This window comes from Brevibacillus sp. HB1.1 (genome assembly GCF_013332445.1).
Lineage (GTDB): Bacteria > Bacillota > Bacilli > Brevibacillales > Brevibacillaceae > Brevibacillus > Brevibacillus porteri.
In genome coordinates this window covers 1-274 of sequence record NZ_JABMIV010000039.1, presented here as the reverse complement: position 1 = coordinate 274, position 274 = coordinate 1, and the positions used below count along the sequence as shown (strand labels likewise).

Below are 274 nucleotides of genomic sequence, written 5' to 3'. Positions count from 1 at the left end.
GATCTTGATCAAAAACTTCAGACGAAAGACCAAGAACTTCAATCTCTGACTCAAAACTTGCAGAAGCAAGAACAACAGCTCCAATCAAAAGAGCAAGAACTGCATTCCCAGACGCAAGACCTTAACTCACGTGAACAAGAACTTCTCGATCTTGATCAAAAACTTCAGATGAAAGACCAAGAACTTCAATCCCTGACTCAAAACTTGCAGAAGCAAGAACAACAGCTCCAATCCAAAGAGCAAGAGCTGCATTCCCATACGCAAGATCTCAACT

Annotated in this window: 1 protein-coding gene; it reads left to right on the top strand. The window is 41.6% G+C overall.

Annotation, left to right across the window (positions count from 1 at the left end; genetic code table 11):
- Window positions 1-274 (top strand): hypothetical protein (locus tag HPY27_RS29870; protein ID WP_371814391.1); only part of this gene is annotated, 274 nt, incomplete at both ends.